The organism is Streptomyces sp. NPDC093544 (assembly GCF_040683495.1).
Classification (GTDB): domain Bacteria; phylum Actinomycetota; class Actinomycetes; order Streptomycetales; family Streptomycetaceae; genus Streptomyces.
Genome location: NZ_JBFBEA010000014.1, coordinates 234,908 through 261,615 on the forward strand (window position 1 = coordinate 234,908; position 26,708 = coordinate 261,615).

General features: G+C 71.0%; 19 protein-coding genes and 2 pseudogenes. 10 read left to right on the plus strand and 11 right to left on the minus strand.

The genetic code is table 11. The annotated features are described in order from the left end of the window. Positions 1-27: 27 nt before the first annotated feature. Positions 28-1,533: pseudogene (locus tag AB0N66_RS22795) on the minus strand (MFS transporter); the annotation flags it as partial. A gap of 303 nt (positions 1,534-1,836) precedes the next feature. Between AB0N66_RS22795 and AB0N66_RS22800 the strand changes: the two are divergent. Genes AB0N66_RS22800 through ccrA form a run of 4 tightly spaced genes read left to right on the plus strand, consistent with a single transcriptional unit; the run spans position 1,837 to position 10,182 of the window. Next, complete coding sequence (locus AB0N66_RS22800; RefSeq protein ID WP_365438043.1) at positions 1,837-3,639, plus strand: fatty acyl-AMP ligase; 1,803 nt, start codon at positions 1,837-1,839, stop codon at positions 3,637-3,639. Next, positions 3,636-7,838, plus strand: a complete 4,203-nt coding sequence (locus AB0N66_RS22805; protein WP_365438046.1) for a type I polyketide synthase — start codon at positions 3,636-3,638, stop codon at positions 7,836-7,838. The genes AB0N66_RS22800 and AB0N66_RS22805 overlap by 4 nt, the downstream gene beginning before the upstream one ends. A 29-nt stretch (positions 7,839-7,867) precedes the next feature. Beyond that, on the plus strand, positions 7,868-8,839 hold the full coding sequence (locus AB0N66_RS22810; RefSeq protein ID WP_365438049.1) for an alpha/beta hydrolase family protein: 972 nt from the start codon (positions 7,868-7,870) through the stop codon (positions 8,837-8,839). A gap of 47 nt (positions 8,840-8,886) precedes the next feature. After that, on the plus strand, positions 8,887-10,182 hold the full coding sequence (ccrA, locus tag AB0N66_RS22815; protein WP_365438052.1) for a crotonyl-CoA carboxylase/reductase: 1,296 nt from the start codon (positions 8,887-8,889) through the stop codon (positions 10,180-10,182). A gap of 9 nt (positions 10,183-10,191) precedes the next feature. On the opposite strand, the pseudogene AB0N66_RS22820 reads toward ccrA, so the two are convergent. Further along, a pseudogene (locus tag AB0N66_RS22820) lies at positions 10,192-11,727 on the minus strand (amidohydrolase); the annotation flags it as partial. An 85-nt stretch (positions 11,728-11,812) separates the two neighbouring features. Between AB0N66_RS22820 and AB0N66_RS22825 the strand changes: the two are divergent. Both AB0N66_RS22825 and AB0N66_RS22830 read left to right on the plus strand, forming a co-directional pair. Continuing rightward, positions 11,813-12,277 carry a pyridoxamine 5'-phosphate oxidase family protein gene (locus AB0N66_RS22825; RefSeq protein WP_365438055.1) on the plus strand — a complete coding sequence of 155 codons (465 nt, stop codon included), beginning with the start codon at positions 11,813-11,815 and terminating at the stop codon, positions 12,275-12,277. Positions 12,278-12,362: 85 nt separating this feature from the next. Beyond that, on the plus strand, positions 12,363-12,755 hold the full coding sequence (locus AB0N66_RS22830) for a VOC family protein (RefSeq protein WP_365438058.1): 393 nt from the start codon (positions 12,363-12,365) through the stop codon (positions 12,753-12,755). A gap of 95 nt (positions 12,756-12,850) precedes the next feature. Here the strand turns inward: AB0N66_RS22830 and AB0N66_RS22835 are convergent, their stop codons facing one another. Beyond that, positions 12,851-13,867 carry a glutathione S-transferase C-terminal domain-containing protein gene (locus AB0N66_RS22835; protein ID WP_365438061.1) on the minus strand — a complete coding sequence of 339 codons (1,017 nt, stop codon included), beginning with the start codon at positions 13,865-13,867 and terminating at the stop codon, positions 12,851-12,853. A 266-nt stretch (positions 13,868-14,133) separates the two neighbouring features. Between AB0N66_RS22835 and AB0N66_RS22840 the strand changes: the two genes are divergently transcribed. Continuing rightward, positions 14,134-15,078: a cation diffusion facilitator family transporter gene (locus tag AB0N66_RS22840; protein WP_365438064.1), complete on the plus strand. Its 945-nt coding sequence runs from the start codon at positions 14,134-14,136 to the stop codon at positions 15,076-15,078. A 61-nt stretch (positions 15,079-15,139) separates the two neighbouring features. On the opposite strand, the gene AB0N66_RS22845 is transcribed toward AB0N66_RS22840, so the two are convergent. After that, positions 15,140-15,586: a nitroreductase family deazaflavin-dependent oxidoreductase gene (locus AB0N66_RS22845; RefSeq protein WP_365438067.1), complete on the minus strand. Its 447-nt coding sequence runs from the start codon at positions 15,584-15,586 to the stop codon at positions 15,140-15,142. Positions 15,587-15,744: 158 nt separating this feature from the next. Here AB0N66_RS22845 and AB0N66_RS22850 point away from each other — a divergent pair, with 158 nt between their 5' ends. Then, the gene (locus AB0N66_RS22850; protein WP_365438069.1) at positions 15,745-15,951 is read left to right on the plus strand and encodes a ferredoxin; all 207 of its coding nucleotides are present in this window, start codon (positions 15,745-15,747) and stop codon (positions 15,949-15,951) included. 75 nt (positions 15,952-16,026) lie between these two features. Here AB0N66_RS22850 and AB0N66_RS22855 read toward each other — a convergent pair whose 3' ends face one another. Next, complete coding sequence (locus tag AB0N66_RS22855) at positions 16,027-16,629, minus strand: TetR/AcrR family transcriptional regulator (RefSeq protein WP_365438072.1); 603 nt, start codon at positions 16,627-16,629, stop codon at positions 16,027-16,029. Between the two features lie 93 nt (positions 16,630-16,722). On the opposite strand from AB0N66_RS22855, the gene AB0N66_RS22860 reads away from it, so the two are divergent. Then, positions 16,723-17,181: a nuclear transport factor 2 family protein gene (locus AB0N66_RS22860; RefSeq protein ID WP_365438075.1), complete on the plus strand. Its 459-nt coding sequence runs from the start codon at positions 16,723-16,725 to the stop codon at positions 17,179-17,181. 10 nt (positions 17,182-17,191) lie between these two features. Beyond that, entirely contained in the window at positions 17,192-17,725 is a 534-nt protein-coding gene (locus AB0N66_RS22865; RefSeq protein ID WP_365438078.1) for a flavoprotein, read from the plus strand. 197 nt (positions 17,726-17,922) lie between these two features. Here AB0N66_RS22865 and AB0N66_RS22870 read toward each other — a convergent pair whose 3' ends face one another. From AB0N66_RS22870 to AB0N66_RS22895, 6 genes are all read right to left on the minus strand, one after another. Next, on the minus strand, positions 17,923-19,596 hold the full coding sequence (locus tag AB0N66_RS22870; protein WP_365438081.1) for a phospholipid carrier-dependent glycosyltransferase: 1,674 nt from the start codon (positions 19,594-19,596) through the stop codon (positions 17,923-17,925). Between the two features lie 93 nt (positions 19,597-19,689). Then, a complete protein-coding gene (locus AB0N66_RS22875; RefSeq protein ID WP_365438084.1) occupies positions 19,690-20,667 on the minus strand; it encodes an endo alpha-1,4 polygalactosaminidase in 978 nt (325 codons plus the stop codon). Between the two features lie 205 nt (positions 20,668-20,872). Further along, entirely contained in the window at positions 20,873-21,679 is an 807-nt protein-coding gene (locus tag AB0N66_RS22880) for a phytanoyl-CoA dioxygenase family protein (protein WP_365438087.1), read from the minus strand. A 79-nt stretch (positions 21,680-21,758) separates the two neighbouring features. Next, entirely contained in the window at positions 21,759-22,235 is a 477-nt protein-coding gene (locus AB0N66_RS22885; protein WP_365438090.1) for a universal stress protein, read from the minus strand. A gap of 5 nt (positions 22,236-22,240) precedes the next feature. Continuing rightward, positions 22,241-23,500, minus strand: a complete 1,260-nt coding sequence (locus AB0N66_RS22890) for an arsenic transporter (protein ID WP_365438126.1) — start codon at positions 23,498-23,500, stop codon at positions 22,241-22,243. Between the two features lie 133 nt (positions 23,501-23,633). Further along, on the minus strand, positions 23,634-26,015 hold the full coding sequence (locus AB0N66_RS22895) for a SpoIIE family protein phosphatase (RefSeq protein ID WP_365438093.1): 2,382 nt from the start codon (positions 26,013-26,015) through the stop codon (positions 23,634-23,636). Positions 26,016-26,708: the final 693 nt, after the last annotated feature.

The window sequence follows — 26,708 nt, forward strand, 5'->3', positions numbered from 1 at the left end:
GGACAGATGCGGGGGCGGCGCCGACCGTCACTTCGAGACGACGCGGACAGGCGGGGCGCCGAGGTCGGCTCCTGTCGTATCGCGGGGACCGGGCCTTCGGCGGCGGCGGACCGGACCCCGCCGCACCACGCGCCGGTGGCGGCCACGGCGGTGCAGCGCGACCAGCGTGACGAGCGCACCCAGCAGCACGCAGCAGGCCGCGAGGCGCAGGCCGAGGTCGTAGCCCGCCAGGAACGCACTGCGCGGATCCGTACCCGTCCGCAGTTCGGTGCGCTCACGGCGGGTGAGGACCACGCCGACCAGCACCACGCCGAACACGCCGGAGACCTCACGTGCCGCGCTCATCAGGCCGGTGGCCATCCCCGTGCGCGCCCGAGGGACCTCGGCGAGTGCGCGCACGGTCAGGGGAGTGGTGAGCGCGGAACCCGCGCCGATCAGCAGCAGACCGGGTTGCAGGTCCCAGTACTCCGCGTGCGCCCCCGTCCCCGACACGTACAGCAGGCCGACCGCCACCGTGCCGAGTCCCAGCGCGATCGAGACGTGCGCGCCCAGCCTCCGTGCCGCCCACTCGGCCAGCGGGGTGCACAGGAGCAGCGCTCCGGCCAGCGGGAGGAAGGCGAGGCCCGCCCGGGTCGGCGAGAAGCCCAGGATCCGCTGGAGGTAGAGGGCGGTGAAGAAGAAGACGCCGTTGACGCCGATGCCCCAGAGCATCTGTGCGAGCACCCCGCCGGTGAGGAACCGGTCGCGCAACAGGCGCAGTTCGATCAGTGGCCGCGCGGTCCGTATCTGGACGACCAGGAACACAGCGGCGGCGATCGCCGACGCACCCAGGCACAGGGGCACGGGACGGCTGTCGAACCCGTGCTCGCCACCGCGCACGAGACCGTACGTGAGCAGGTAGAGGGAGAGGACCGAGAGGAGGACACCGGGCAGGTCGAGACCCCCGCGCGCGGGCTCGCCCGACCTGGCGGGGACGGCGGACACCAGCGGCAGGGCGAGCAGTCCCAAGGGTACGTTCAGGGCGAACACCCAGCCCCAGGACCACTGTTGGGTGATGAACCCGCCGACCACGGGCCCCAGCGCCAGTGCCACGGCCAGAGCCGCCGTCCACAGTCCGACGGCCATCGAACGCCGACGGGCGGGCAGATCGGCCGCTACGACAGCCAGTGAGGCGGGGATGACCAGAGCCGCCCCGACCCCTTGCACGGTACGGGCCGCGATGAGCGTGCCCCCGCTGTCCGCCAGGGCCGCCGCACCCGACGCGGCAGTGAAGACCACGATCCCGGTCGCCAGGACGGATCGTCGACCGAACAGATCGGTGAGCCGTCCGCCGGGCAGCAGCAGCGCGCCGAAACTGAGTACGTAACTGCTGGCCACCCACTCCAAGTCACCGACACTCAGGCCGAGTTCGCGCTGCACGGTCGGCAGGGCGACGTTGATCACCGTGTTGTCGAGCGTTGTGATGAAACCGGTCAGCGTGAGCAGCGCAAGGAGCGCGGACAACCGTGCACGTCCCACCGTCGCTCCCTCCGCGAGGCCTCCTGCGTGGTTACCGGGCGTCTTGCTGCGTGACTCGTGTTCGGCTTCCGTGTGGCTTTCTGCGTTGCACGGATTGTCGGCCGCGTGACGTCGCCGTGGCTCTGCACCGGGCGCCGAATCGGGACCCGGTCTTTGTCAGCGAACTGACAGAAGGGATGTGACGAACTGTCAGTACGTCGTCTAACCCGACGGCGTCTGTTGGCGGAACCTGGTGCCTCACTCGCCTGTCGCCCGCCCCAGCGAGGCCCCCACCCTATCGACGCAACAGCACGACCGCCCCCACAAGTTGGAGCCGCCATGACCAACGCCCCGCCCGCTGCCGACGCGTCGCTGACGGAGCACCTGCGGCACTGGGCCCGCCACCGGCCGCAGCAACGCGCCTTCAGCCACGTCCACTTCCCCGACATGACATCGGCAGGACTGCACCGCACCCTCGGCTGGCGGGCCCTGGACGCCCGCGCCCGTGCCGTGGCCGACCGGCTGGTGACACTCGCCGCACCCGGAGACCGGGCCGCCCTGGTCATGCCCCAGGGGCTCGACTACGCGGCGGCCTTCCTCGGCTGCCTCTACGCCCGGGTGATCGCCGTACCGCTCTTCGGCCCCCAACTCCCCGGCCACGAAGGAAGGCTGACGGCCGTCCTCGGCGACTGCGAACCCGCCTGCCTGCTCGCCGACGCCGCCACCGTCACCTCGGTGGAGGCGTTCGTTCTCGACCACGGACTGCCTGTGGTACCGGTAGTCCCCGTCGATCAACTCCCCGTCCAGCGGTTCGCCTTCGACGAAGCCGAAACTTCAGCGGCCCCCGACGACATCGCGTATCTCCAGTACACCTCGGGCTCCACCCGGGCCCCCGCCGGCGTGATGATCAGCCACGCCAACGTCGTCGCCAACGCCCGCCAGGCCATCGACGCTCTCATCACGGACCCCGGGACCTCCACGACCGTCGGCTGGCTGCCCCTCTTCCACGACATGGGGCTCGTTCTCAGCATCGCCGCGCCCGTCGTGGGCGGCTTCCCCTCCGTCCTGATGGATCCGGTGGCCTTCCTCGAGAACCCGGTGCGCTGGCTGCGCCTACTGGGCTCGTACCAGGGGACGATCAGCGCCGCGCCGAACTTCGCGTACGACTACTGCGTGGCCCGTATCGACGCGGCCGCGCTCGACGAACTGCGCCTGGACCGCGTAAGGGTCCTGATCAACGGCAGCGAGCCGGTGCGGCCGGGGACGATCGACCGCTTCCACACCACCTTCGCGGCCGCGGGCCTCGACCCGGCAACCCACTGCCCGGCGTACGGACTGGCGGAGGCCACCGTCTTCGTGACGGCGGACGGGTCCGCCACCATGCCCACGACGGTGCTGTGTGACACTGACGCGCTCGCGGAGGGGCGCATCGAAACCACCGCCATACAGGGAGCCGAAACCACCTCCGTTCCGGGTGCCGAGGCAACCTCGGACCCGGGCGCGGAGGCAACCTCGCCCCCGGAGGCGGAAGACACCTCGCAGCCGGACGTGACCTCGCTCGTCTCGTGCGGCGCGCCCGTCGGGCAGGAACTGCAGATCGTCGGCCCGGACGGCGAAGTCCTGCCGGCGGACCACGTCGGCGAGATCCGGCTGCGCGGGCCGAACATCGGGCGCGGCTACTGGAAACGTGCGGACCAGCCCTTCTGCGATCCGGAGGGCCGACTGCGCACCGGCGATCTGGGCGCCCTGCACGAAGGGCGGCTGCTGGTCACCGGCCGTCTCAAGGACGTGATCATCGTCGACGGGCGCAACCACTACCCCCAGGACATCGAGGAGACCGTGCAGACCGCTGTGGACCTGGTCCGCCGTGACCGGCTCACCGCCTTCGGGGTGTCCCGCGCGGACGGCACGGGAGAGGAACTCGTCGTGGTGGCCGAGCATCGCCGGGACACCGTGCCGACAGCGGAGGCCACCCGGGATGTGGAACGCACCGTACGAGCGGCCGTCTCCGCGCGCCACGGACTGCGGCTCGGGACGCTGCTGCTCGTCCCGCCGGGCTCCGTGCCCCGCACGAGCAGCGGAAAGGTGGCCCGGGCGGCCAGCCGGGCGCGCTATCTCGACGGAGGGTTCGGTCCCCGATGAGCCTCTCGCACAGGGAGATTCGCGCCGTGATCGTCGGCCGGCTGAGCTCCTGGTACGGCTTGGAACCCGGCGAGATCACCGACGACCGGCCGCTGGCGGAGCTGGGGCTGACCTCGCGCGACGCGGTGGCGCTGACCTCGCTGCTCGGCGAGCTCGCGGGACGGCGACTGCCGGACACGCTGCTGTGGGACACGGGCACGATCGACGCCCTGGTGGAACGGCTGACGGAGGAGAGGCGGCGGACCGCGCCCGCGAAAGCCTCGCAGGCGGTGGGGACTCGGGAACCGGCAGGAGCCTCGCAGGGGGCGGGGACTCGGGAACCGGCAGGAGCCTCGCAGTCGGTGGGAACTCGGCAGCCGGCAGGGACCCGGCAGCTCCCTTCGCCGGCCGTTGCCGTCGTCGGCCTCGGCTGCCGATTCCCCGGCGGCGTCGACACACCCGACGCGTACTGGCGCCTGCTCACCGAGGCCGGGGACGCCGTCGGCACGGTCCCCGCCGGCCGCTGGGAACCGTCGGCGCACGCCGAGGTCACCGCACACGGCGCCTTCCTCGACGACATCACCGGCTTCGACGCGGAGTTCTTCGGCATCGGCGCGCACGAGGCCGCCGCCATGGACCCGCAGCACCGCATGCTCCTCGAAGTCACCCGCGACGCCCTCGATCACGCGGCCCTGTCCGTGACCGAACTCGCGGGCACCCGCACCGGCGTCTTCGTCGGCATCAGCGGTAACGAGTACGCACATCTGACCGCCGCCGCCCCCGACGCCTGGACGGCCACGGGCGGCGCCCTGAGCATCGCGGCAGGCCGTCTTTCCTACGCTCTGGACCTGCGGGGCCCGAGCCTGGCCGTCGACACGGCGTGCTCGTCGTCGCTGGTCGCGGTGCATCACGCCGTGCGGAGCCTGATGACGGGGGAGAGTGACACCGCGCTCGCCGCCGGGGTCAACCTGCTGCTGACGCCCGCCGTCACCCTCGCCTTCGAGCGGGCGGGAGCGCTCGCGCCGGACGGCCGCTGCAAGGCGTTCGACGCCGCCGCCGACGGGATCGTCCGTGGCGAGGGATGCGGTGTCGTCGTACTGAAGCGGCTTTCGGACGCCGAGGAGGACGGCGACCGTGTCCTGGCGGTCATCCGGTCGACAGCCGTCAACTCCGACGGCCGGTCCAACGGCCTCACGGCCCCCAACGCCGAGTCCCAGCGAGCACTCCTCACCGAGGCGCACAGTGACCCCACGACCGTGGACTACGTCGAAGCCCACGGCACCGGAACGGCACTCGGTGACCCCATCGAAGCGGGCGCCCTCAGTGCGGTGCTCGGCGCCGGCCGCGACCTCGATCAGCCCTTGCTCATCGGCTCGGCCAAGACCAACCTCGGACATCTGGAGGCCGCCGCCGGAATCGCCGGGCTGATCAAGACCGTACTCGCCCTCCACCACGGCGAGATCCCTCCCCAACTGCACTTCACCCGCCCCGGCCCCCACGCCGACCTCGACGCACTCGGCCTGCGCGTCGTCACCGCGGCCGAGCCCTGGCCGCGCTACTCCGGGATGGCCACCGCGGGCGTCTCGGCCTTCGGCTTCGGCGGCACGAACGCGCATGTAGTCCTCACCGAAACCCACACCCACACCCACACCCACACCCACACCCACACCCACACCGAAACCCAAACCGAACGCCGTACGAGCCCCCGCCCCACGGGTCCGTCCGAACAGCCCACGCTGCTGCTGCTCGACGCACCGACCATGGAACGGGTCCGCTCGTACGCGGGCGAACTCGCCGACTGGCTCTCCGGCGCCCCGCGCGTGCGCGACGCCGATCTGGCCCGCACCCTCGCGGGCCGCACAGGGCGCGGACGCCACCGCGCGGCCGTCGTGACCCGGGACCGCTCCGAGATGGCGGACGTGTTGCGGTGCCTCGGCACGGGTGAGCCGTCCCCGCACCTGGTCACGGGCGAGGGAGCAGCGGGCGGCGCCGTGTGGGTCTTCTCCGGCTACGGCTCCCAGTGGCAGGGAATGGGACAGCAACTCCTAGCCGCGGAACCGGTGTTCGCGGACGCCGTCGAGCGAATGGAGCCGGTGCTGCGCCGGCACGCGGGCGTCTCCCTGAGCGCGAGCCTGACACCGGACGCCGACCTGTCCTCACCCGCCGTCGTCATGCCTGTCCTGTACGGCGTCCAGCTCGCGCTCGCCGAACTGTGGCAGTCCTATGGCCTTGAGCCCGCGGCCGTGATCGGGCACTCGTTGGGCGAGATCGCCGCGGCGGTCGTGGCGGGGGCGATCGACTCGGTGACCGGGGCGCGGATCGTCGCCGTACGCTCCCGGCTCCTCGCGGGACTGACGGGCGGCGCCATGGCCGTGGTGGACCGGCCCGAGGGCGACATCAGCGTGCTGGCCCGGGGCCTGCCCAGCGTCCAGGTCGCCGTCCATGCCTCGCCGGTGCAGAGCGTGGTGACGGGCTCCGCCGGGGATGTGGCGGAGCTGGTGGACCGGGTGACGGCGGAGGGCGGCTTTGCCCGCTCCCTGAGTGTGTCGGGGGCGGGGCACTCACCCGAAGTCGAGCCGTTGCTCGGTGAGTTCGCGCGGGAACTGGGCGAGGTGCCCTTCACGGACCCCGTCTGCCGGCGCTACTCGACCGTGCTCGACGACCCCTGGAGCACGGCCCCGTACGACACCGCGTACTGGGTGGCGAACCTGCGACGGCCCGTCCGGTTCGCGCAGGCCGTGCGCGCGGCGGCAGAGGACGGCCACCAGGTCTTCGTCGAAGTCGCCCCGCACGCGACGCAGTTGCATCCGCTGACCGACACCCTGCCCGAGGGCTCCCTCGTCGTCCCCACCCTGCGGAAGAACACCGACGACGCCCTGACCTTCCGCACCTCACTCGCCACGCTTCTCGTGAACGGCGTACGGGCAACGGGACTGCGCGAGCGGCTCTCCGGCCGCATCGTGGATGTACCAACGCCTCGTTGGCGCCACCGTCGCTTCTGGTTCGGTGAGGAAGCCGACGTTGTTGCGGCGCCGGCTGCCCCGGCGGCGCGCGACGCGAATCCTGTGGAGCGGCTCCGCAGTTGCGTCGCCGGGGTCATGGGGTACAGCCCCGACCGGATCGATGCCGACGTGCCGCTGACCGACCTCGGCCTCGACTCCTTGACGGCCGTGCGGATACGAGGCGTGGTGGAGCGGGAGTTCGGGGTCAGCGTCGATCCGGGGACCCTCCTCAGACAGGGAACCCTTCGGGCGGTGGCCGAACTCCTGTCCGTCGAAGGAGCGTTGAGCGAACCAGTACTGGGCGGACCCGAGTCGCGCCGACCTGTACCGCGCGAAATCGAACCACGCGAACCCGAACCGCGTCTGACCGACCCAGGTCCCGATGACGCCGGCGCGACTCCGCTGCGCGTCTTCGCCGCCACCGCCACCGCCACCGCCACCACCGGCCCCGGGACTCCGCTCTTCCTCGCGCACGCCGCCGGAGGCACCTCCGCCGTGTACGCCCGTTTGGCCGAACGCCTCGGTGGACAAAGGCCGTTGTACGGATTCGACCGGCAGGCCGACCCCGACGACGTGCCGGGACGTGCGGCGGAGTTCGCGCTCCGTATCAGGGAGGTGCGGCCCAACGGGCCCTGGAACGTGGGCGGATGGTCGTACGGCGGTGTCCTCGCGCAGGAGACCGCCCGGCTGCTCACCGCGCACGGCGAGGTCTCCGCGCTCGTCCTGCTCGACTCGGTGCTGCCCCTGCCGGCGCCCCCTGGCCTCAGTTCGGCAGATCTCGCACGGCGCCGCTTCGAGGACTTCGCCGCGTACGTGGAGCGCACGTACGGCGTACCACTGGACCTGCCGTACGACGAACTCGCCGCCCTGGACGACTCCGCGCGGATCGACCTCGTGATCAAGATGCTCGGCGCATCCGTGGCACTGCCGCCTTCGGCGCTGGAGCACCAGCGGACCTCGTACCTCGATCTGCGCAGCGGGGAACGCCACCGGCCGGGGCCGTACGAGGGCCGGACGCTGCTCTACCGGGCGAGCGAGCCCGCCCCGCACACGGTCCGCGACCTCCGCTACGAGCGCGACGACACGACGCTCGGCTGGGACGCGTACTGCACCGACCTCACGGTCGCGCCGGTTCCCGGCCACCACCTGTCGCTGCTCGACCCACCGGTCGTCGACGCGCTCGCCCAGCTGCTGACCCGCGACCTGAGCGATTCCTGACCCGCAGCTTCAAATCGAGGAGTAGACCCGTGCCCGTATCCCGCCCCACGCGGAGAACCGTCCTCCGCGCCGCCATGGCCTCCACAACAGCGCTGGCGGCCACGGCAGTCGGTGTCACCCAAGCAGTGGGTGACAGCGCGCGTATCACCGCCGAGAACTGGCTCGACAGCCGGACCGTCGACCTCACGGTCGCCTCACCCGCGGTGGGCGCGTCGCTGCCCGTTCGTGTCGTCCTGCCGACGGGATACGCCGCGCAACCCGACCGCACCTGGCCCGTCCTCCACCTCCTCCAGGGTGCCCACGACGACTACACGTCCTGGACCCGGGAGACGGACGTCAGCGACTTCCTCGCCGGGCAGGACGTGATCATCGCGATGCCCGCGTCCGGGCCCACCGGTATCCCGACCGCCTGGTGGAACTACGGGCTGTCCGGTGCCCCGGACTACGAGAAGTTCCAGGTGGACGAGGTGATGGAGCTGCTCCGGCAGCGGTTCCGGGCGGGTGGCAGACGCGCCGTCGCCGGGGTCTCCACCGGCGGCTACGGGGCGCTGGCGTTCGCCGCGCGGCGCCCCGGCGTGTTCGGTGCGGCGGCCTCGTACAGCGGAATCCTGGACACGACCGCGCCGGGCATGCCGATCGTGGTCGGTGCCATCGTGGCGCGGGAGTCGCTGTTGCCGCTGACCCTGTGGGGGAGTGTTCTGCTCAACAGAGGCAACTGGGACCGGCGCAACCCCTACGCGCAAATGAGCTCTCTCGCGGGCACCGGGCTGTACCTATCGCAGGGCAGCGGCCTTCCGGGCGGTGCCCCCGGCGACCTCCAAATCGACTTCTTCGAAGGAAGCCTGTGGAGCCAAGCACACAGGTTCACCGAGCAGTTGGAGGTGCTGGGCATCCCGGCACAGGTGCATTTCTACAGCGGCGGCTCGCATGCCTGGCCCTACTGGCAGCAGGAGTTCAAGTCCTCGTGGCCGACGCTCGCCGCGGGTCTCGGCCTCGGCTGACCCCACTGACCTCTCCGGCCGCACTGGCCCTTCGAAGGAGAAACGACATGGATGTCCTGGCCGAGGCCGTCGTGGCGGGAGCCCCCGCCGCCGAACTCGAACGCCTCCCGCTACCCGCCCACTTCACGGCCGCCCACCTGAGGGCCGAGGACGTCGGCGGCTTCACCGGCGTCGCCGACAAGGACGTACGCAAGACGATCCACATCGGCTCCGTACCGATGCCCGAACTCGCCCCGAACGAAGTCCTCGTGGCCGTCATGGCGAGCGGCATCAACTACAACACGGTGTGGTCGGCGATGTTCGAGCCCATCCCGACCTTCACCTTCCTGCGGCGGTTCGGGCGCGAGGACCGCTGGGCGGCCCGGCACGACCAGTCGTTCCACGTCCTCGGCTCCGACGCGGCGGGCGTCGTCGTGCGCACCGGCTCCGGGGTGCGCAGATGGCGGGTCGGCGACCATGTCGTCGTCGGCCCTACGTACGTGGACGAGGAGGAACCGGCGACACACGCCGACGGCATGCTGGGAACCGGGCAGCTGGCCTGGGGCTTCGAGACCAACTACGGGGGACTGGCGCACTACTGTGTCGCGCGCACCAGCCAGCTCCTCCCGAAAGCCGGCCGCCTGAGCTGGGAGGAGGCGGCCTCCAACACCCTGTGCGCGGGCACGGCGTACCGCATGCTCGTGAGCGACCGCGGTGCCCGTATGACCCAGGGCGACATCGTGCTGATCTGGGGAGCGGCGGGCGGCCTCGGCGCCTACGCGGTGCAACTCGTCCGCAACGGCGGAGGTATCGCCGTGGGTGTCGTCAGCAGCGAAGCGAAGGCGGAGTACGCCCGCGAGCTGGGCTGCCAACTGGTGATCAACCGCGAGGAGATCGGCCTCACGGGGAGCGAACCTGCGGACCCCGCCACCGTCGGCAAGCAGCTCGGCAAGCGCATCCGGGCCGCGACCGGCGAGGACCCGCACATCGTCTTCGAACACGTCGGGCGGGCCACCTTCGGCGTCTCCGTCTTCGTCGTCCGCCGTGGCGGAGCTGTCGTCACCTGCGGCTCCAGCACGGGCTACCTCCACGAGTTCGACAACCGCTACCTCTGGATGCGACTCAAGCGTGTCATCGGCAGTCACGGCGCCAACCTGCACGAACAGGCCGCCGTGAACCGTCTCCTCACCCTCGGCCACATCGCCCCCGCCCTCACCGCCACCTATCCACTCTCCGACACGGCGGAGGCCGCCCGACTCGTCCAGAACAACGCCCACATGGGCAAGATCGGCGTCCTTTCCCTGGCCCCCGGTCCCGGCCTCGGCATCACGGACACCGAGCCGCCGGAAGCGCTTAGCGCTTAGCGCCGGGTGTCAGGCGTCGGGCGCCGCGTGGACGCGCTCTCCTCCCACATAGGTCAGCGCGACCTTCGTCGCGGAGATCGCCTCCGTCGGCCCGGCGAACGGGTCGCTGTCCAGGACCACCAGATCCGCAAGGGCCCCCACCCGTACGCTCCCGGTCTCGTCGAGGTGGTTCGCGTACGCCGATCCCGCGGTGTACGCCGTCAGCGCAGCCGTGAGGCCGATGCGCTCGGCGGGCAGGAACACCGGGCCCCGCTCGTCCGGGGCCACTCGGTTGACGGCGACATGGATGCCCTGGAGCGGGTCGGGGCTGCTGACCGGCCAGTCGCTGCCGGCCGCGAGACGAGCCCCGGAGCGCAGGAGCGCCCCGAACGGGTACTGCCACGCGGCTCGTTCGGGTCCGAGGAAGGGGATGGTCAGCTCGTCCAGCTGTGGTTCGTGCGCGGCCCACAGCGGCTGGATGTTGGCCGTGGCACCGAGGCGCGCGAACCGGGGTACGTCGTCGGGGTGCACGACCTGGAGATGGGCCAGGTGCGGACGCGTGTCGCTCGGCCCGTTCGCCTTCCGCGCCGCCTCCACGGCGTCCAGCGCGTCGCGTACGGCCCGGTCGCCCAGCGCGTGGAAATGGCACTGGAAGCCGAGCGCGTCCAACTCGGTCACGTACGCAGGAAGTTGGGCCGGGTCGATGAAGCTGGTGCCCCGATTGGCGGTGGCGCAGCCGCACTTGTCGAGATAGGGGTCGAGCAGCGCGGCCGTACCCGTCTCGGCGACCCCGTCCAGCATGAGCTTGACGCTCGTGGCGCGGAACCGGCCGTGGCTCAACGCGGCCCGTCGCTGGACGAGTTCGGGAATCTGCTCGGCCCCACGCTCGCGGTCCCACCACAGAGCGCCGACGACCCGCGCGGTCAGCGAACCCTCGCGGGCCGCCGCCAGATAGGCCTCGGACGGATCGTCCATCCCGAGGAACTCCCCGACCAGCGCGTCCTGCCAGGCGGTGATGCCGAGCGCGTGCAGATGCCGTTGGGCATGCAGCAGGGCGGCGAGCCGATCCGCCGGGGTGGCCGGCGGCGTGAGCCGGCCGACGTACTGCATGGCCCCTTCCTGAAGCATCCCGATGGGCTCGCCCGACGCGTCCCGCTCGAACCGGCCGTCTGCCGGATCGGGCGTGTCCCGTGTGACACCGGCGAGTTCCAGCGCGCGGCTGTTGACCCAGGCGCCGTGGTGGTCGCGGTTGGGCAGATACACCGGCCGGTCCGGTACGACCGCGTCCAGCAGCGCCTTCGTCGGCGTACCGCCCTCGAAGGCCTCCATGGACCAGCCGCCGCCGGTGATCCACTCCCGGTCGGGGTGCGCGTCGGCGTACGCCCGAACGACGGCAAGCGTGTCCCCGGCCGTCTTCGCCCCGGTCAGGTCGCACTGGGAGAGCTCCAGGCCCGCCGGCACCGGGTGGATGTGCGCGTCCTGGAACCCAGGCAGGAGCAGCCGTCCGGCGAGATCGACCACTTCGGTCCGCGGGCCGATCAGTTCGTGTACCTCGGAGTGCCCGAGCTCACCGAACCGGGGAACGCACGCCCGTCACAATGAGGGGCGACCAGCCGTCAAACCCGTACGACGTCCACCAGGAGGCTGCTCGATGACGAACCCACCCGCCCGCACCCCCAAGCAACGCAAGCAGGACACCCTCGACCGGCTGGAGCACGACGAGGACACCTGGGTGTCCACGGCCGCCGCCGACGGGGCAAGCCCGTACCTGATCCCGCTGTCCTTCCTCTGGGACGGCGAGAACCTGCTGCTGGCCACGCCGGCCGCGAGTCCGACGGGCCGCAATCTGCGGACCACCGGCAAGGCCCGCCTGGGCATCGGTCCGACCCGGGACGTGGTCATGATCGAGGGCACGGTGCGGACGCTGGAGCCCGCCGAGCTGCCGGACGGAGTCGGTGACGCCTTCGCCTTCAAGACCGGCTTCGATCCACGCCAACTCTCCACCCCCTACCTCTACTTCAGCGTCACACCACAGCGCGTACAGGCCTGGCGCGAGGCCGACGAGATCGCCGGCCGCGACCTCATGCGCGACGGCGAATGGCTCGTGGCCGACTGAATCCGCCGTACGGGGTAACACGGGAAGGCGAGGCAGCAGACGCCCGGGGAGGCCGTCGGCGCCCGGGAATCCGTACGGAGGAAGCATGACACTGGTCACGGCAGGCGTGGTGGTGCTGGACTGCGCCGAACCCGAGAAGCTCGCCGCCTTCTACAAGGAGCTGCTGGACGCCGAGGAGACGGACGCGAACGCGAACCGTGTGGAGATCAGGGGCACCGACGGCATCCGCATGGCGTTCCGCCGGGACATGTCGGCGACGCCGCCGAGCTGGCCGCGCCCCGAGAGCTCCCTCCAGGTCCACCTGGACTTCCACGTGGACGACCTCGACGAGGCCGAGCTCAGGATCATCAGCCTCGGCGGGCGCCCCATCGAGACGAAGGACCCGTCCGGCCCCTTCGAGGAACGGGGCTACTCCGACCCGGCCGGACACTCCTTCACCTTGCGCTACGCGGCGACGACGGCACCGAAGCAGGACTGACGGCACTGACGGCCGGGAACGGCCGCTGAGCCGAACCGGGCCCGGCAGCCGAAGAACGCCGCTGAAGCCGAAGCAGGACCGCCGGCCGCGTACGGTCAGGGGCGCCCCCGCGCCGGAACCCTCTCGCCCTCGGGCACCGGGCCCGGCGCGGTGCCGTCGCCGAACGGCCGGCCGCCGAGCTCCTCGCGGTGATGGGGTGTCAGCCAGCCGGACGGGTCGGGTCCGAGGGGGACGATGCCGGTCGGGTTGATGCCGGTGTGGACCTGGTAGTAGTGCCGCTTGATGTGATCGAAGTCGACCGTGTCACCGAAACCCGGCGTCTGGTAGAGGTCGCGGACGTAGCCCCACAGCACCTGATTCTCGGTCAGCTTCCAGAGGTTGCATTTGAAGTGGCCGTGATAGACGGCGTCGAAGCGGACGAGCGTGGTGAACAGCCGGATGTCCGCCTCGGTGATCGCCTCGCCGACGAGATAGCGCCGGGCGCCGAGCCGCTCGGTCAGGAGATCCAGCCGCCGGAAGACACCGCGGCAGGCCTCCTCGTACTCCTCCTGGTGCGACGCGAAACCCGCTCGGTACACCCCGTTGTTGAGGTCCTCGTAAACGTCTGCCATGACCTCGTCGAGCTCGTCGCGCAGCGCTGCCGGATACAGATCCGGCGCGCCGTCCCGGTGCAGGGCCGTCCACTCGGTGGCGAAGTCGATTGTCAGCCGCTGGTAGTCGTTGGTGACCAGCTGCCCGCTGGGTACGTCGACGAGCGCGGGCACACTGACGCCTCCGGGGTAGCCCGTCTCCCGCGCGTCGTAGGCCTCGCTGAGGAAGCGGATGCCGAGAACGGGGTCGCGGCCGTCCGGGTCCAGGGTGAACCGCCAGCTGCGGTCGTCCTGGATCGGATCGGTGATCGCCAGCGACAGAGCGTCCTTCAGACCGAGGAGACGGCGCGAGATCACCGCTCGGCTCGCCCAGGGACAGGCGCGGCTGACGACGAGCCGGTAGCGGCCCGCCTCCACCGGCCAGCCGTCCCGGCCGTCCGCCGTGACACGGTCCGCGAAGTGGCTCTTGGACCTCTTGAACGCCTTCTTGCCGTACTCGGCGTTTCCCTCACCTTCGCTCATGACGCCTCACTTCCTCGATGTGCGATGTGCCGCGATTCGGGTTCTCAGGTGCATGCGTTCCCCGATTCCCGCCGACTCCACGGTGTGAGGCGAGTGGGCCTGGGAATTCGGCCCGGATGAGCAGCGAATCGAAGGACCGACCGGAGCAACCGGAGCAACCAGATCAGCCGGATGGGTCGGATGGGTCGGACGGGTCGGATGGGCGGGACGGGTCGGATGAGTCACCCGGGTCGGATGAGTCACCCGGGTCGGACCGCAGGACCCGGGTGACCGTGCTGGTGGCGCTGGGCGCCAATCTGCTGATCGCCGTGGCCAAGGCGGCGGGCGGTCTGATCTCCGGCTCGCCCGCGCTTCTCTCGGAGGCCGCACACTCCGTGGCCGACAGCATGAACGAGGTCTTCCTGCTCGCCGCGCTGCGCCGCAGCCGCCGTCCCGCCGACCGTCGGCACCCGTTCGGCTACGGCAAGGAGCGGTTCTTCTGGTCGTTGCTCGCCGCCGTCGGCATCTTCGTGATGGGCGGCTGCTTCTCGTTCTTCCAGGGCTTCGAAGCCCTCAGAAACGGCGCTGACGAGTCGTTCAGTGGTTACGTCGCCGGGTTCGTCGTCCTCGGGGTGTCCCTGCTGGCCGAGGGCGCCTCGCTGCTGCGGGCACTCCACCAGGTGCGCAAACAGGGCGGCAAGGCCGGTCTGCGCGATCCCGCGCTGCGTACGGTCGTCGCCGAGGACGGCACGGCGGTGCTCGGCGTGAGCCTCGCGATGGCCGGGATGGCCTTGCACATGGTCACGGGCCAGGTCGTGTGGGAGGCCTCCGCCTCGCTCGCCATCGGGGTGCTGCTCGTCGGAATCGCCTACCGGCTGGGCAGTGACGCACGCGAGCAGCTCATCGGGCGGGCCGCCGACGAGGAGCAACGCCGCGAGATCCTCGCCGTGCTGGACGCGCAGCCTGAGATCGACAGCGTGGAGGAGCTGTTCACCATGGAACTGGGCCTCGATTCGATCCTGGTGGCCGCCCGTATCGACCTTGCCCCCGGGCTCGACAGCGAGGAGGTCGAAGAGGTCGCCATCCGCATCAAACGCTCCGTCACCGAGGCCGTCCCGCAGGCCGACCACGTCTTCCTCGACGTGACCGACGCACGAACCGCACGGGCAGCCGCGCGTGCGGACGGGGCAGGAGAGAGCCCCGCCGCGACGGGGGGACGCGGCGGGGCCTGATGCTCGGGTGCCCGGCGGGCGGCCGAGCATGCGTGCCGACTCGAAGGAAATTCGGCGCCGGTCAGTCGCTCAACGGCTCCAGCACGAACACCGGGATCTGCCGATCGGTCTTCTTCTGGTAGTCGGCGTACGGGGGATACGCCGCGACCGCGCGCTCCCACCACTGCGCCTTCTCCTCGCCGGTGACCTCACGGGCCGTGTAGTCCCGGCGCTCGGTACCGTCCTGAAGCTCCAGGTGGGGGTCCGACTTGACGTTGAAGTACCAGACCGGATGCTTGGGGGCGCCGCCCAACGAGGCGACCGCCGCGTAGCGCCCGTCGTGCTCGACGCGCATCAGCGGTGTCTTGCGGATCTTGCCGCTCTTGGCACCCCGGGTCGTGAGAATGATGACGGGCATGCCCGTGTCCTGCAGTGTGCTCCCTTTGGCGCCCCCGGAGCTCTCGTACAGCTCCACCTGGTCGCGCACCCATTGCGTCGGGCTGGGTTCGTACTCACCCTCAAGAGGCATGACTTCTGTCCCATCGTTGCGTCGTACTGGTTCTGTCCCAGCAGAGTTCAACACCAGCACCGGCGCAAATCATCCACACCATTCGCCGAGCGGGGCGACTGGGCACCGAGCGGCGCTCTCGGCTGGCACACCCTGTGACCCGGTAAGAAGCTGCCAGCATGAACATCGACATCTCCATCTCCATCGACAAGGACGTCTGCATCGGCGCTGGGCAGTGCGCCCTCGCCGCCCCGGGCGTCTTCACCCAGGACGACGACGGAATCAGTGAACTGCTGCCCGGCCGTGAGAACGCCGCGGGCGACCCGATGCTGCGCGAGGCGGCACGAGCCTGCCCCGTCGGAGCCATCACGGTGTCCGACGCCTGATCACCACCGCTATCGCCCACGCCACCGCTATCGCCAACGCCACGGTTATCGCCACCGCCACCACAGCCGCTATCGCTATTGCTGAGCCGCCACCAGCAGCCGCGCGGCCTCACCCGCCTGCTCGGCCGGATCCGCGTTCCCCGTGATGCCCGCGGTGACCATGGCTCCCTCGGCGAGCAGATACAGCTGGTCGGTGAGCGGGGCGGGGAGCTCGGCGTCAGTCACGAGATCCGCCAGGTACTTCTTGAACGCCTGCTTGTGGGCGCGGACTTGGGCGTTCACGCGCGGTGACGTGGCGCCGAGTTCACCGTACGAGTTGATCCAGGCGCAGCCGCGGAAACCGGGCTCCGCGAACCACAGTCCCAGCCAGTCGAACACCGCCAGGACGCGCTGCTCGGGCTCGCCCTGCCGGTCGACGTGCTCGGCCAGCCGCTGCCGCCAGCGGATGTCACGCCGCTCCAAGTACGCCACCACCAGCTGCTCCTTCGCGGGGAACAGCTGGTAGAGGCGCTTGAGGGAGACCCCCGAGGCGCCGCGGATGTCATCCATGCCGACGGTCTGGACGCCACGCCCGTAGAACAACTCCTCCGCGGCGTCCAGCGCCTGCTCGCGGGCGAGACCCAGTGCCTGTTCCCGGGCGAGGTCCAGTGCCTGCCCGCGCGCGGCTGTGCTGTCCATGTACGGGCCAATCCTTGACGCGAGAACCATCGTTCTCTACGTTAGCAGTCAGTAGGGAGAACGCTCGTTCTCCCCCTGTTCCAGGGAGACTCCATGACCGACCGTCCGCCCCTCCCGCCGTTCACCCGCGAGACCGCCGCCCAGAAGGTCCAGGCGGCCGAGGACGCCTGGAACACCCGCGATCCCCACAAGGTCTCGCTCGCCTACTCCGAGGACTCGGTCTGGCGCAACCGCGACACCTTCGTGACGGGCCGCGCCGAGATCGCCGAACTCCTGACGGCCAAGTGGGCGCGCGAACTGGAGTACGCCCTGCGCAAGGACCTCTGGGCCTTCGACGGCAACCGCATCGCCGTCCGCTTCCAGTACGAGTCCCGCGACGCCGACGGCCAGTGGTGGCGCAGCTACGGCAACGAACTGTGGGAGTTCGACGAGCACGGCCTGATGACCCGGCGCGAGGCGAGCATCAACGACGTCCGGATCGAGGAGAAGGAACGCCGGATCCTCGGCCCCCGCCCCGACACCGAACGCGGGGACACCTTCCCTCTTCACTAGGGTCTCCCAGGTGAGTGAACACGTGGAGAAGCCCTTCCTGTATCTCGTCGTCTGCGCGGCCGGTATCGCCTCGGACGTCGGTGAACTGATCGGCGCGGCACAGGAGCGGAACTGGGAGGTCGGCGTCTTTGCCACCCCGCAGGGCCTCGGTTTCATCGACGTGACGGCTGTCGAAGCGCAGACGGGCCGTCCCATTCGCTCCGCCTGGAGGGCCCCCGGCGACCCTCGGCCCTTCCCGGCCCCGGACGCGGTGGCTGTTGCGCCCGCCACCTTCAACACCGTCAACAAGTGGGCGGCGGGGATATCCGACACCCTCGCCCTGGGGACTCTCTGCGAGGCGTACGGACTTGGTGTCCCGATCGCCGTACTGCCCTGTGTGAGCGAGGCGTTGGCGGCGCACCCCGCCTATCGGGCGAGTGTCGACCGGCTGGGCGGGATGGGCGTCCGGTTCGGCGCGCCGTACTCCGGGGAGGCCCAACAGGACGGCGGGCGCCCGGAGTTCCGCTGGGAACGGGTGCTGGACCTGCTGACTCCTCGCACGTGACGGTGAGGCCGACGAGCGTGCCCCCGGTGAACACGGTCTGGCCCTGGGGCATCCAGTAACCCGCCTTGGAGACGACGCTGGAGCAGGCACTCTTCGTCCTGGCCGCTGGGCAGCGGTCCCGTCGCCACGGCCCGCCCGTCCTCCCACGCCGGACCGTCACCTGAGGGCAGGAACCTCCCGAGTCCCCGGCCCCCGGCTTACGGCCTGCGGAAGATCGTGATGGAGTGACCCACCTCGTCGATCGCCGTGCTCCCTTCGAGCAGCGCCGCCAGCCGCCCCTCGGCCTTGGCGATCGAGGAGTCCGACACGACAAGCAGACCGTGCACCTCGCCCGGCGGCGCCGTGCGCGGGTCGTCCGCCTCGATGCCGTAGTACGACGGCTCACCGGCGCCCTTGTAGACGAGCCAGACCCGCTCCTGCGGGTAACGCTCGTCCAGGCGGTCGGCGAGAAGGCCCAGGTCCTGGCCCCAGTCGACGTTCGAGTCGTGCAGCCGCAGACGGGTCTTCGACGGTCCGCCGAACGCCTCGTTCGAGTAGGGCAGGTAGTACGGGTACGTGCGCAGCGAACTCACGGCGACGAACAGGACCAGGGCCGCCGTGACGGCGTACGCCCATCGCCGGCGGAACGTGACGACGGCCGACGCCGCCACCGCGAGGAACAGCGGCAGGAAGAGGGCGTAGCGGACGCCGAGGTCACGGGAGCCGCTCATCGCCGCGGCCAGCAGCAGAGCCGACGGGATCAGGAGGTACGGGGCCGCGGGCCGCAGCCGGGGAACGGCGACCATGGCCACCGCGCCGGCCGCCCAGAGCACCAGCATGCCGAGCGGCGTCTTCACCAGCAGCGCGGCCGGCAAGTAGTACCAGAGCGCACCGCGATAGTGCCGGCCGAACAGGAAGCCGTCCCACGTGTGGTTCTCGTAGCCGAACTGGACGAGCATGCCGTCCCGGAACGGCTGCGGGAAGGGCAGCAGGCCGCTGAGGAGCGCGCGCGGTCCATGGATGGCGGGGAGGTCTCCCGGCGTGGTCCAGCGCAGGCGCGGGTCGACGACGAGGTACGTCGCCCACACCACGGCCAGGGCCACCAGCGCGACACCGGACACCGCGACCACGGCTCGACGCGCCTTCGCGCGAGTGCCGAGACCGGGCGCCCGCCAGACGGACACGACCGCCAGGAACAGCAGCACCGGAACGGCGGGCAGCATGCTCATCTTCGTGGCCACCGCCGCACCGAGTGCCGCCCCGGCGAGCGGGAGGTGGAGCAGTGGACGCCGGCGCGCCCGCCACAGCAGCCACACCGACGTGAGCAGGAATCCGCACGCCGGTACGTCGAGGGTGGCGAGTGAGCCGTGCGCGATGACGTCGGGCGAGAAGGCGTAGAGGGCGAGAGCCACCAACCCGCCCGCACGACCGACGAGTTCACGGCCGAACGCGAGGACGACAAGTCCGAACAGCAGCGTCAGCACGATCACCGGCAGCCGGGCCCACAGCATCAGCCGCCAGGGATCGTTGCCCGACTCGTACAGCACACGCTTTCCCAGGGCCGTTTGATCACCGGTGAAGTCGGCGTCCAGGTGCGGGTGGGCGAACACCAGACCGCTGGCGATGATCAGCTTGCCGAGCGGCGGATGCTCCGGGTTGTAACGCAGGCTGTGCTGCTGGACGTAGACCACGGCTGTGCCCACGTACACGGGCTCGTCGATCGTCGGCGTCTGCCGCACGGCCGTCGTGACCATCGCGGCCGCCATCTGGGCCAGTAGCGCGACCACCGCGAGCACGAACAGCCACTGCCGGGGCACGGGGAAACGCCTCGGCGGCCGCCCGGTGTTCGCCGACAGGCGTTCGTGCTGCTCGTCGACGTGCAATGTCACCATGCCCTTTGGTACGTCCACTTCGTAGGCCCCCGTTCACCCGAGGGCACCTGTCTTCGTGTGCTCGTCGGTCCGCCGGAGGTGGTCATCGGGTGGTCATCGGGTCCTGCGGACATAGTCCTTGTCGCCGGGCGTCGACACCATCACATCCCGACGCACGATGCTCAGCCGGTCACCGAAGCCTGAACAGGCCTTGCGCAGACCCGTGTCGGTGTACTCGATGACGACCACCCGGTCGTTGAACGCCTTCGCGTACACCCCGCACTCGTCGTACTCGCCGCACTCCTCCGCCACCGCGAAGTCGAGCCCGGCCCGCTTCCTGAGCCCCGCCAACTCCGCGGTGTTCTTCTGGCCGATGGCGAGATGCCGGGCGTGCGCGTGGGCCGAGAGCAGGGTGATGAACGCGGTGGCGTCCGCGGAGGTCAGCAGGTTCCGGGAGCGGGCGTAGCTGTCGTAGTTGTCCGGCTCGATCGCGTCGAAGCCCTTGTTCGCGCAGCCGTCGATCCACCGGTTGACCCGCGCGGCGACGCGCTTGCGCTTCGCCGCTGTGCGGATGTCGAGCAGCGCCTCGTCCCAGTCGTCGTCGACGACGACTTTGCCCCGGCTGTCGCGCAGCAGCAGGTCGGCGGGCCACTGCTTCTCCTCGCCCGGCTGGACCTGGAAGGCGTTGACGTAACAGATGTTGTAGAGCCCGGGCGCCGGGGAGGCCGAACGGTCGCGGCTGACGATGCGGACACCGGTCGGCGGGGGATAGGCACCGCCGATCTGGTAGTCGAACCCCGCGTGCAGAGGCGGGAGTTCGACGGCCGGTGGGGTCGAGGCGGGCCTGGAGGGTGGGGTGGAGCTTGGGCTTGGGCTTGAACCGGGTGTCGGGGTACGGGTCGGTGTCGGCGTGCGGGTCGGCTTCGAGGTCACGGTGGGGGTCGGGGTCGGACCCGACTGTCGCGACGCGGCGTCCGCGCGGTCACCCTTGCTCTCGTCCTCGCCGGAAACACAGCCCGCGAGCAGGGAAAGCGCCGCCAGGACGGCGACGGTCCCGAGGCCACCTACGCGGGCAGCACGGTTGGCGGACATGTCCGCTCCATCAATCGCGAGTACGACCCCGCCTCGGACGCTCCCGCGATCCTGGCGACTTTGGCCGGACTTGAACGGTGTCCGCTACCGGCTGGGCGTACCTCTGCGTACCGGGTCGCAACACGGCACCAGGTGATCCAAGCGTGCGGGTCCGCCCGCGTCAAGTGCCCGCTTCCGGGCGGTACGTCGGTCACGCGCAGAAGGATCAGTGCGGGGCCGGCGCCGCGAACTCGGTGCCGCAGGGGCCCGCGCCCTCGCTCTCGGGCAGCGGGACGGGTTCCCCGCTCATCGTCAGCGTCCGGTAGAAGCCGCCGATGCGCCGGGTGGAGCGGCCGACGTAGTGACCGATGAACGAGCGGCGGAAGCGGTCGGTGCTGAGGTTGGGCCCGGAGCCGTGCACCAGGCTGCCGTTGAAGAACAGCACGTCGCCCGGCGCCATGTCGACGGGCACGGCGGCGAGCCCTGGCGGCGGGGGCACGTAGTCGCGTACGAAGGACAGCTCCGCGTCCGCCTCCTCCGGGCAGAACAGGTCCATGCGGTGCGTGCCCGGCACGACCTCCAGGCCGCCGTTCTCGCGGTCGATCACATCGCAGGCGATCCAGGCGGCCACACAGGTGCCCGGCTCGACCCGCAGATAGAAGTTGTCCTGGTGCAGCGCCTGGCCCCGGGCGCCCGGCGGCTTGAAGTAGAACATGCTCTGCGCGGCCAGGACTTCCTCGCCCAACAGCGCCGCCACGATGCTCCCCAGACGCGGGTCGAGGAGGCGGCGCAGCGAGAGCGTGTTGATGCGGTGCGGGTGGAGGACCCGGGGATAGACGTGCAGCGGATCGGTCGGGCCGGCGGCCTCGGTGGCTCGGGGCTCGAAGTGACCCGGCACCGGGCCCGCGGCGTGCAGCGCCGTGAACTCCGCGCACAGCGCGTCGATCTCGGTGCCCTCGAACAGCCCGCGCACGACCGCGAAGCCGTCCTCCTCGAACCGGTGGTGCAGCCCGCTCATCTCCGTGACCGTCATCCGGCTGTCCCTTCTCGGCTGCGTCCACGATGCCTCACGCCAGGTCGCCGCGCCCGTCGGCGAGGATCTTCCGCCGGCGTCAGTGGGGCGGCAGTGTCGTGACGTCCGGTGCCGGTTCGGGCCAGACCAGCAGGACGGGGCAGGGCGCGTGGTCGACCACGAAACGGCCCTCCGGTCCCAGACTGCGCGGGCCGAGGTGGGACCGGTCGCCGTCACGGGCCAGTACGAGCAGGTCGGCGCCCTCCGCGGCGGCGACCACCTCCCGCTCGGCGCGCCCGGTGCGCTCCAGCCGGGTGCAGGGGCTGCCCAGCCGCTCGGCCGCCGCGTCGAGGAGCCGCGTCGAGGATGAGGTGCCGAGGTCCGCCAGGCTGTCTCCGGGGTCGCGCTCGGAGTGCGCGCGGCCGAGCAGCCCGGCGAAGGCGCCGTGCGCCAAGCCGGGGACATCGGGCTCATCGACGTACAGCAGGACCACGTCCGTCGCGTGCGGCGCGTGCCGGTGTACGGCGTCCACGCACGCGGGCCACGTTCCCTCGACGAGCCAGACGATCACCCGCATACGTGTCAGCCTCCGATGACTTGGAGTGAGAGCCACAGGGCCAGTACGGCCGGGATCAGCGCGGCCGGCACGGCGATCAGGCCGAGCCGGGTGAACTCCTTGAGATCGACGCCATGGTCGTGCTGGTGCACGATACGCCGCCAGAGCAGGGTCGCCAGGGATCCCGCGTAGGTCAGATTGGGGCCGATGTTGACCCCGAGCAGGACGGCCAGCGCGGGGCCGGGTCCGGACGCGGCGGCCAGCGGGATCAGCACGAGGACCGCGGGCAGATTGTTGATCAGGTTGGCCAGCACGGCGGCGAGTGCCGCGATGCCGAGCAGCGCGAGCAGGCCGCTGCCTTCCGGGAGCAGCCGCCCGAGGGCGTCGGCGAGCCCATGGTCGACCACTGCCCGTACGACGATGCCCAGCGCGAGCACGAACGCCAGGAACGCCGGCGCGGTGGCACGCACCACGCTGAGCGGGGTGGCCCGTCGGCGGACGAGGGCGCGGACGGCGAGGACCAGCGCCCCGGCCGCGGCCGACCACGCGGGATCGATGCCGAGCGCGGAGGCGACGACGAACCCCGCCAGTGTGCAGCCCACGGTGATCAGCGCGAAGAGCGGCATGGCGGGCGGCTCATCGACGTCCGGCGTCGGCATGGCCGCCGCGCCCAGGTCGCGTGCGAAGAAGCGCCGGAAGACCACGTACTCGGCGCCGATGGCGACCAGCCAGGGGAGGACCATCAGCGCGGCGAAGCGGGTGAAGCTCAGACCGCTGGCGCTGAACGCGAGCAGATTGGTGAGGTTGGAGACCGGCAGGAGCAGCGAGGCGGTGTTCGAGAGATGGGTGCAGGCGTACACGTGCGGCTTCGGGCGGGCACCCATCCGTGCCGCGGTGGCGAACACGACGGGCGTGAGCAGCACGATGGTGGCGTCCAGGCTGAGCACCGCCGTGATCGCCGAGGCGAGCCCGAAGACCGCGGTCAGCAGCCGGCCGGGACGGTCCGCCGCCCAGTGGGCCATCCACGCTCCGCAGGCCCGGAAGAGCCCCTCGTCGTCGCAGAACCGGGCGAGCACCAGCACGGCCGCGAGGAAGCCGATCACCGGTCCCAGATGCGCGGCTTCCGCGACGGCGTGGTCCCAGGTGATCGCACCGGTGACGATCACCACGGCGGCGGCCGGAACCGCCACGGCCGCCTCGGGCCAGTTGAAGGGGCGGATCACGGCGCAGGCGAGCACCGCGACGAGCAGGACGACGGAGAGGGTTTCGGCGAGCGGGGCGTTCAGGGTTCGGTCCTCCGGGACACGGTTCGTGGTGCCCCTTCATCAAATCAGGCCGACCGCGGCAGGCCCGTACCAGGGAGTTTCGCGGGGCCAGAAAGCCCGTCCCTGGGCGGATTTCCTTCCGGGCCGTCCGCCGTCAATCCTCGACCAGTGTCAGCTCTGCCCAGATCGTCTTGCCGTCCGCCGTGTGGCGGCTGCCCCAGCGTTGCGTCAGCTGGGCGACCAGCAGGAGTCCTCGGCCACCCTCGTCGAAGGTCCTGGCCCGGCGCAGATGCGGTGCGGTGTGGCTGCTGTCGGAGACCTCGCAGATCAAGGTGGTGGCGTCGTGGATGAGGCGCAGCCGGATGGGTGGTTCGCCGTACCGGATGGCGTTGGTGACCAGTTCGCTCACCACGAGCTCGGTCGTGAAGGTCGCCTCGCTCAGGCCCCAGTCGTTCAGCTGAGCGACGACCTGCTTGCGGATCGGCGCGACGAGAGCGGGGTCGGCGGGAATGTGCCAGGTCGCCACCTGGGACGCGGGCAGCCCGTGGGTACGGGCGAGCAGCAGCGCCACGTCGTCCGGGGCACCGCCGACGGGAAGGAGCGTCCCCAGGATCGCGTGGCAGGCTCCTTCCAGGGAGTCCGAGTGCCTCTCCAGCGCATCGCGCAGAAGCTGATGGCCGGCGTCGATGTCCCGCTCGCGGCTCTCGATCAGGCCGTCGGTGAACAGCGCGAGCACCGTGCCCTCGGGAAGGTCGAGTTCGACGGACTCGAAGGGCAGCCCGCCGAGGCCGAGCGGCGGTCCCGCGGGAAGCCCGATCTCCCGGGCCGGGCCGCCCGGCGGAAGCATGACGGGCGGCGGGTGGCCCGCCCTGGCCAGGGTGCAGCGCCGGGAGACCGGGTCGTAGACCGTGTACAGGCAGGTGGCGCCGACCTCGCCGGTGGTGTCGTCGGCGCCGGCCTCCGCGGACAGCCGTACGACGAGGTCGTCGAGGTGCGTGAGGAGCTCGTCCGGTGCCAGGTCGATGTCGGCGAGGGTGCGCACGGCGGTACGCAGCCGCCCCATGGTCGCCGAGGCCTGGATGCCGTGGCCCACCACGTCGCCGACGACCATGGCGACCCGCATCCCGGACAGCGGGATCACGTCGAACCAGTCGCCGCCCACCCCGGCACGCGCCGCGGGAAGGTAGCGCGAGGCCGCGTCCACGGCGGCCGTCCGGGCCAGTGACTGGGGAAGCAGACTGCGCTGGAGGGCCAGCGCGGTCTCGCGCTCGCGGGAGAAGCGGCGGGCGTTGTCGATACAGACCGCGGCCCTCGCCGTGACCTCTTCGGCCAGCAGTATGTCGTCGGGGGTGAAGGGATCGACGCGTTGGAACCGGTTGAGGACGGCCACCCCGAGGGTCGTGCCCCGGGCTCGGATCGGCACCGACATCGTCGCGTGGATGCCGTACTCCCTGACGCGCTCGCTGCGCGCCTCGTCCCGGGCGAGCCAGCCGGCGAGCGCGGCGGCGGCATCGGCTGTCACGATCGTCCGGTCGGCCGTCAGGGAGTCCGCCTGGGGCGAACCCGCGGGGTAGATGTCGATCTGCCCGGGCTTGACCACCGGCTCGGGGGATCCGGGGCGGACCGACTGGTGTGCCGCACGGCGCAGCGCGACCGGCGCCCTCGGCGGTCCCGACTCCCGCTCGCCCCCGTCCTCCGGGGGATCCAGCAGGTCGATGCTGACGAAGTCGGCGAGGACGGGAACGCAGACGTCAGCCAGCTCCTGGGCCGTCCGTGTGACGTCGAGAGTGGTCCCGATGCGGACGCTGGCCTCGTTGACCAGTTGCAGGCGCTCCCGGGCCATGTAGTGCTCGGAGAAGTCGTGGGCGGTCAGGCACACACCGCGCACCCGACCCTCGGCGTCGATCAGCGGCGCGTACCGTCCGAGCCAGGCGTGCGCGCGTTCTTCGCCGCCTGCCCGCACGTACCCCTGTGACTCGCGTCCTTGTCCCGACTCGAGCACCCGGCGCAGCTCGTGTTCGATCTCCTCGCCGTCCAGATTTCCGCCGACATCGGGTGTCGTGAGGCCACGGATGCGCGCGGCCGGGAGTCCGAGTACGGCGGCCATCGCCTGATTGACCCCGTGCAGGCGCAGCCGGTCGTCGTAGACGGCCGTGGCACAGGGGGACTGCTCCAGGGCGGCCGTCATCAGGAAGTCGTCCTGCGGATCGGGATCGCCGTCGTTCAGCGGGGTGAGTACGAGCCAGTCGCTGCTGCTCTGCTGAGGGGGGCCGTGATGGGCGAGCAGCCACACGGACAGCGTGCGGCCGTCGCGGTGGCGCAGATCGACGGTGCCGCTCCATCGGTCGTCGGCAGGACTGGGCAGCGGGACGGTGTTCCCGGTGGCCAGCAGGTCCGCGGCGGGCCTGCCCTCGACCTCTTCCGACGCATAGCCCAGCAGGCGGCGGGCCCCCTCGCTCCAGCGGATCAGGGTGCCGTTCACGTCGATGACGGCCCGCGCCGTGGCGGACCCACCGAGGGGTGCTTCCGGGCTCATCTTCGCCACTCCATTGCGCACACTCACAGTGAACAAACGCGCCACTCGTGTTCCAGCGTAGTGCGTGGACGGTATCCGCACCCAAGACAGGGCCTCCGTACTCGGGACACGGTCTCGGTACCCGCGGCCACGCCATGCCCACTGGACCGATGCGCATGGCCTGGTGTTTTCGGGCCTCTGGTCACGCGCTGGACGGAAGCGGGTGCCGGACTTCTGGCGGCTACACTTGTCGGCCCGTCAGAATTTGGCTTTTTACGATCAGTTGTGATGACTTATGGGCCCTTGATGAGGGAGAGCCGCCCTGACGACGGTCACTCGAAGATCGATATTGATCGCAGGAACCGCCTTACCGGCGGCCGGAGCGCTTCCGGGCGCCGCCGACGCCGGGGCCGCGCCCCGGGCCGACGCACGGTCGCCCTGCGCGACGGCTGACCCCTCGCGACGGCCGACCCGGGCGGCGTCACCGACCCCACCGGCGCGTACGAGAGTGCCACCGCTGCCCGGTTCAAGGCGACCACCCCGGCTGCCGACTTCGAACCCGACCCTGGGCCGAGCGCCACGAACTCCCCCTTGACGGAAACGAGTTACTCCGGATGCCCGACCCACTCCCCGTGGCGATGCTCGACGGCGACACGGCCACCGGCTGGTCCAGCGCGTTCTGCAAGTCGGCGACAGCCCTGCCGCCCGCGTGGA